General features: G+C 56.6%; 3 protein-coding genes and 1 pseudogene. All 4 read right to left on the bottom strand.

What is annotated here, in order from left to right:
* Nucleotides 1–224: 224 nt before the first annotated feature.
* Complete coding sequence (locus AB3X86_RS37590) at nt 225–1,028, bottom strand: glycosyl hydrolase (RefSeq protein ID WP_368599836.1); 804 nt, start codon at nt 1,026–1,028, stop codon at nt 225–227.
* Between the two features lie 391 nt (nt 1,029–1,419).
* Nucleotides 1,420–2,274, bottom strand: coding sequence for a sterol desaturase family protein (locus tag AB3X86_RS37585; RefSeq protein WP_368587917.1), 855 nt, complete (start codon nt 2,272–2,274; stop codon nt 1,420–1,422).
* An 848-nt stretch (nt 2,275–3,122) separates the two neighbouring features.
* A pseudogene (locus tag AB3X86_RS37580) lies at nt 3,123–4,181 on the bottom strand (IS110 family transposase); the annotation flags it as partial.
* Between the two features lie 303 nt (nt 4,182–4,484).
* On the bottom strand, nt 4,485–5,777 hold the full coding sequence (locus tag AB3X86_RS37575; protein ID WP_368599835.1) for a cytochrome P450: 1,293 nt from the start codon (nt 5,775–5,777) through the stop codon (nt 4,485–4,487).
* Nucleotides 5,778–6,479: the final 702 nt, after the last annotated feature.

Genomic DNA, 6,479 nt, shown 5'->3' with positions numbered 1-6,479 from the left:
CTCACGCCCCGCTCGAGCAGCGTGAATATCGCGCTTTGCAGATGCTGCTTCAAGACATTCACTCCCTGGTCTCCTTCTTCTTCTCTGAAGGAGACGACAATAAATGTCCTGCAGCACCGCTACAGACCGCTCAGCCAGCGATCGTTACCTGGGGATTTTGAAGTGACCATACCTGGAGGAATTTGACCGACCGCCGGGGTCCCTGCCCAACGCGATGAAAGGGATCACTCGGCAGTGACCGTGAACTTCTTGGACGCAAAGCTCAGGTTTCCGCGCGAAGAGGTGATTTCGAACCCGTACTGCAGGTCACCGATTTCAAGATCATCATCAAAATAGTTGAGCGAGCGCAGATATTTCATAAATGCCAGCACATCGATCGCGGCGTTGTCAGTCTTCGTCGTGCGGACGAACGTGTAGACGATGTTGCGGCGGTTGGTGCCCACGTACACGTTCCAACTTCCGTTGGACAGCGATACGTTTCGATAAAGTGGAATTGCGCATCCGGCTTGCGTCCAGTTGTAGGAGATGGGCTTGACATTGCCGCAACCTTCCGCAGTTCCGGTGTAGTTCAGCCATATCATGATTTCATGCGCCTCACCTCCGGCCCAGATATCAAACGTTGACTCCCAGGCGCCACCAGATGGCGTAGTAGCCGAGACGATTGCGGAAAGCGAGTTCAGTGAGCCGATGGTCTTGTTGACTTTGTATCCGATGTGCGGATAGGACTTGATGCCACTGGTGTTGGGTTGATCTGAAGTAACGCTCCAGTCGACCTCGCTGTCTCCTCCGAGCTTGCTGTTAGCCCTTATTGTCTGGGGACCCGCGGTGACATTACTGCAGGGTGACCACACGTCGTTGTTGATCGTGTACCTACCGTAGATCCGAGAAGCGAAGAGATTTTCCGCAGAGCAGGATGACGTTTCGGGGGAAGTAGCAGACCACGTCTGGGCCTGCGCACTGGCAGTCCAAAGCATCAGCGCGGCGGTGGCAATGGCGGCACGGGTCGCGCGGATCAAGATTCGAGGCATGGTCTTTCTGATCTCCTGTCAGGTAGTAGGGGTTGGTCGGCATCGGTGAAGGTCAGCGGCTTGGGCAACCTTCCGATCGAGAGAGGAACCGTGTGTGGGGCGACGTACTCTTAGACTGGGGGGGGCTCTCGCCAGTGGGCGCTCATGTCAGGTATCTCCATAGCGCTGCCGAGAGAGCGCATATACACCGAACGTCCTTGAACACGAGCATAAAATCTTGCGCCGTTGGCGCCGCGCGAGACGGCCAAGTGATACCGATCTCAGCGTTACCGCTATAGTTCGACGGCCCGCGATTCGCCTTCACCGTCGATGGTTTCAGGCGACGTTGTATTGGCAAATGTTTTGTCTACCAGTGCCGCTCAATTCAAGCGAATGCCCCGACCAATCATCGTCAACTCTCCTGCGTTATGCTGTCAGATTTGGCTTTGGACCAGCGATTTTGTCCAAACGGAAACATAAAGTAGTCGCGCACGGTGAGGGGCTCGGGTTGATTGCGAAGGCCCACTTCGGGCCATTCGTCCCGTTTCGGCCAGTATGCCGTGCTGAAGATAGTGTCCCAGATGGTCGTAAAGAACCCGTAGTTTCGGTGCCGATGATGCGGCTGAGTTGAGTGATGAATTCGGTGGAACTGACCGTCTCCGATGATATATCGCAGAGGCCCAAGGTTGATGCGCGTGCTGGAGTGCGACAGATGCGCCTGAAAGGTAATGAGGGTCATGGCAGCAGCCGGCACCACGCCAGACTCGAAGTGGATCAGCGCGAGCGGTAATGCTACAAACAAGGCGTAGATAACCGGCTCGGAAATGTGATGATTGCAATTCCATGCCGTCAGTTCGCGAATCGAGTGATGTGTAGCGTGCAAGCGCCAGAGGAATGGCACGGCGTGCTGTGCACGGTGCATCCAGTAGTAAAAGAAGTCACCGGCAATTGCGACCACAACGCCTGAAAGGATGGCGAAAGCCGTCTTGATAACTGCGTTGTCAGAGTGAAGCACTGTTGAAAGATTGACCGTCAGGAGCGGCTTGACGCCTAACCATTGCAAGCCCACAGCGTACAAGTGCCAGATTAGCGCGCCGCATCCAATCCGAATCGCCCAGTTCCGTGCGCCGCGAAGGTACGATGCGAAGCTGTATCGATAAGCCGGAAACGCGATCTCAAGAGCTGCACATAACGTGGCAAAAATCGCAAGCAATTTGAACGATTGGACGGCGAACTGGACCATCTGGTGGATATCGACAGCATTCATTGTTTGCTCCGGTGAACAGATCGAATTCGGAGATCTCGGGTCGAAAAGCTGCTTGTCAAAATGGCCGGCTTCTTCATGGGTGTCAAGCAGTTACGTGACTTAAGAAGTACACCAATGTAGTAACTCGGAGTGCCAATCGATATCCGTGGCGATGGGCATTGCACGCCACAAGATCGTGCAAGGTGTCTATTGAGGGCGCCCCAACACGGTGACTGTGCCGCGGCAGCATCATCACTATCCGCCATTTTATGAAATCGCAAAAATCAATTGTTTGGATAAGACGCATTCGCGTCACAAATGACTTTCTCAATACAGACTCAAGAGGTGGTCGAAGGCATAGCATGCACTGCACTCAAAGTGCACTGCCGTCGCGACGTGACAGTAACCGAAGGCCGGTGCCGTCGGCACGGCGCCCTAAGATAAATGAAGCCACGACATGATGACGTGCGCCGTGTGGAGCGGCCAGCGCAACTATTGTCGTTGCCACTCCGGCGGCAAGCTCGATAAGACGACGAATGCGGGGCGGGGGTTTCATGCATCTGTGAAATGGGTCGCGCATGCTATGCGAGACCGCAACTGAGATGCTTGTAGCGGCTGCGGATCGCTGCCAGAAGGGCTATCGAAGGTAGATTGAAAGTTCTAAAGTGATCATGGCGACGCCCACAATCCAACGGGCATGCGAAGACCACGTCGGCGTTGATCTGCGGTCCACACACCTGGTACTGCTTTTTTTGGGGCTCATCCTGAAACGTGAGCCCAATTCGAGAGTTCCTCGGCCGGTTCCGGCACGCCATCATATGGGGGGCCCTATCTAATTCGTCAAGCGTTAGGGGCTGACTTGGGTTTGGAGCTGACTTGGGTCCGTAAAAGGTGCCATCGCGCAGGATGGCGAACAGGACATCACAGCGTCGCCGTGCGAGCGCGATGAGTGCCTAGTTATGTCGCTTACCGTGCTGGACCTTGCGTGCGGGATACGCTCGCGAATCGGGGGGTCTCGCGAGGCCGCGAAGGCGATAGGAACAAGGCGCGCTTGAGTACCTTGTTGCCGCGGTTGGACGGATGCTCGCCCCGGATAGATGAGCCTGAGCGCCGGGTAACTGGTGCGAGGCCAGCGTAGGCCCGCCAGGTGACCTGCCGAAGCGAAGGCTTGGTGCGCGACCTCGGTGAGGAGTCTGGCGGCGGTCCTGACGCCCTCCCCGGCATGCTGGTCAAGACCGGCCAAAGAGGGTGAGCAAGCCCCGCCGCTCTACTTCGCCGGCGATTTCGTCGCGCTGCTTGCGTAAGGCGGCGAGCTGCTGAGCCAGGCGCGGCATGACGATGGTGGCGGTTTGCGTGCCGGGCACCGTCACGGCCTGTTCGCCCAGCGCTTGAACGATTTCGGCCCCCAATCCCGTGCCCATGCGTGGCGCGAGCTTGGTCAGGCGGTTGGCAAGCGTCTTCTCGCTGGTTGCTGCAAGCGCGGCTGGAGACGGGTAGCGCTCGAGTAGATCGAGCACGGCGGGATGCTCGAGGCGCGGTCCGAGAACGCGCTCAAGCGCGGGATGGATCTGGGTGAGCAGGCCGCGAATCCCGTTACTGGTTTGGGTAATTTGAGCGGCGAGCTCGTCGTCGAAGCCGCACAGCATGGGCAGCTCGGCGAGCGGTTCATCAGCTAACCGAAGCGAGCGCAGCGTATGCGGCATCGAACCGGCGGCCTCGGCGATGATTGCGGCGTCGCGGGCGTCTGTCTGGGCCTCACCGGCATGCAGGTCGGCAATGCGGCGCATCGCCAGTTCGGGCAGATCGGCAAGCAGAACGCCTTCATCGCGTGCGACGGCCAGCGGCAATGCGCCGGTGGTGGCGGGCTGGTCGACAACGAAGAGAAGACGGCCATGGGTCTTGAATTCGAGTGGGCCTGCGACAACGGTGGCAAATCTCGGCATCTACGTTACGGACGGCCTTGGAATATTCCAGCCGAGTCCCTATTAGCGATCACCTGCCACCCACCAGGCCCGGTGACAACACCCCCCGGATCAGAAACTGCGACTGGGGGCGAGAATCATGCCGGGCCTGGCTGCCCAAAGCTTCAATTATCGAGGCGGGAAGATAGTAACTGGGGGCTGCAACCGGGGAAATGTTTGGCAGTCACATGCTACATGTGTGAGTTTGTAGACGAAAGCACGGTCCCGATCAAGGTCATTTTGTGGCGTTCAAATTTTACATAGATGCGATCATTGCAACACGCAACGTATTGGGAGGTGCTTTGGCCCACTTACGAAATTAGACGTCGTGAATTCGATCTCTCCCACCGGTTCGACGAACTGCAACTTCGGGATCAGTTCCTCGAACAGGATGCGCATCTCCATGTTTGCGAGATGCTGACCAAGACATACGTGAGCACCTGCCCCAAACGCAATGTGCCGATTCGGCCTTCGGTCGATATCGAATATAAAAGGGTCGGGGAAAACTTCCTCATCGCGATTGGCCGACCCGTAGCAGAGCATCAGCCAATCGCCCTTGCGGATAGTCCTGCCTCTCAAATTCGTGTCGGCTGCCGCCGTACGCATGAAATGACGCACTGGCGATGCGTAGCGGAGGCTCTCGTCGATGAATTGCGGAATGAGCGACGGGTCAGCCTTAAGCCGCGGCAGCAAATGGGGGAATTGACACAATGCCCACATCGCAACCGATATGGAAGACGAGACGGTGTCATGCCCGGCGGCGGCGATAATCACGTAGTAGCCGAGTCGGGTTGCCTCATCAATAGGCTGTCCATCGACAACCGCGTTGGCGAGCAAGGTGGCGATGTCGTTACGCGGTTTTTTCCGGCGATCTTCGGTCAGGGGATCAAAGTAACCCTTGAAGTCTGCTACAACTGACAGCAGCGCCTTGCCGATCGCACTTCCGGCGTCGCCCTGGCGACTGATATCGCGCTTGTATTCGGCATCCTCGCTTCCAAACATCTCCTGTGTGAGTCTCAACATACGGGGGGATTCTTCCTGCGGAACTCCGAGAATATCCATGATCACGTTCAGCGGATAGTGCGAGGCGAAATCGTTCGCAAAGTCGATTACGGAGCCGCTCTTTTGCAGAAGTTCCCCGATCATCAAATGTGCCAATGATCGCATGCGAGCCTCAAGCTTAACGACACTGTTCGGCATAAACCACGACTGTGTCAGTGCGCGCAAACTCTTGTGTTCGTCGCCGTCGACGTGGACGAGCGAACGGACGATGTTTGGACTACCGGTGGCCCCTATAACATGCGCGATAGATGCTTGCGGACGGCAGACGACGGAATAATCGCCGTTGCGAAACAGGGCATTGTTCCGGGAAATCATTGAGACGTCGGCGTGTTTTGTTACCACCCAGAATGGGTCATGCGCGTCCGCCATTGCTCGTCCAACTGGGTTGTTTGCACGCGCCCACGCGTATATCTCATGGAGCCCGTCGAGGTTTGTATACGACTGCGGATCAACCAGACGGTTTGCTATGTCTTTCGGTAGGTCGTAATTTGTCATGCTCACGATATTGCAGAAAAACTGACATGTGAAATCGAGGCAAGCAACGTGTATCGACGTATCCACTCATGGCTGGGATTGGGGTCGACCGACGTTTGCGGATCGCTCGCCAGTTGATGCGCACCGAAGCCGTCGCGTCGGCAAAAGAGGCGAACGGGCCGGGCGCATGCGTGCGCTCGTCGGATATTGTCCTTTTATACTATTCGCGACTTTCGTCTTTCGCCTTAATGCATGTCAACCTTTCTTGATCACGTGATCATGCATTTGAGCCTCGAAGGTATCCCTTGTCAGACACAGCGCATGACAATGGCATTCGCGCACGAGGAGCAAGCTCCCCGCTTGTCGATGTCTTCGTGGCCAAGTGACAGAACCGGAAGGCCGTCGAACGGGCGCCCCTTTGCCCGGTGCGATGCGGCGCCTCTCACGCTGCAATGATTCTACAGCCCATTCTATTGAGGCCGTCGTTCATATCTATCACTGCAAGGGGTGAATATTGCTCAACGCTGTGGGTCGTGGGTTTACGCTGAATTTGTATTCATGAATCGAGCGGTTGCGATGAAAATATTCAATTTGCGTTTGAGGGTAAGCGGCTCGGCAGGGCCGGTCCCCGATTCGCGCGCGCGTGGGGCATGATGTGAGAGCGTGAGGAGGTCCGGGTAGATCACGTGAGATCGTTCCATGATCGTGGACACGATCTTCTGGATCTAC

This window comes from Paraburkholderia sp. BR14374 (assembly GCF_040948685.1).
In the GTDB taxonomy this organism is placed as follows: Bacteria; Pseudomonadota; Gammaproteobacteria; order Burkholderiales; family Burkholderiaceae; genus Paraburkholderia; species Paraburkholderia youngii.
Note: the sequence above shows the minus strand (reverse complement) of the source record. Positions and strands in the feature narration are given on the sequence as shown.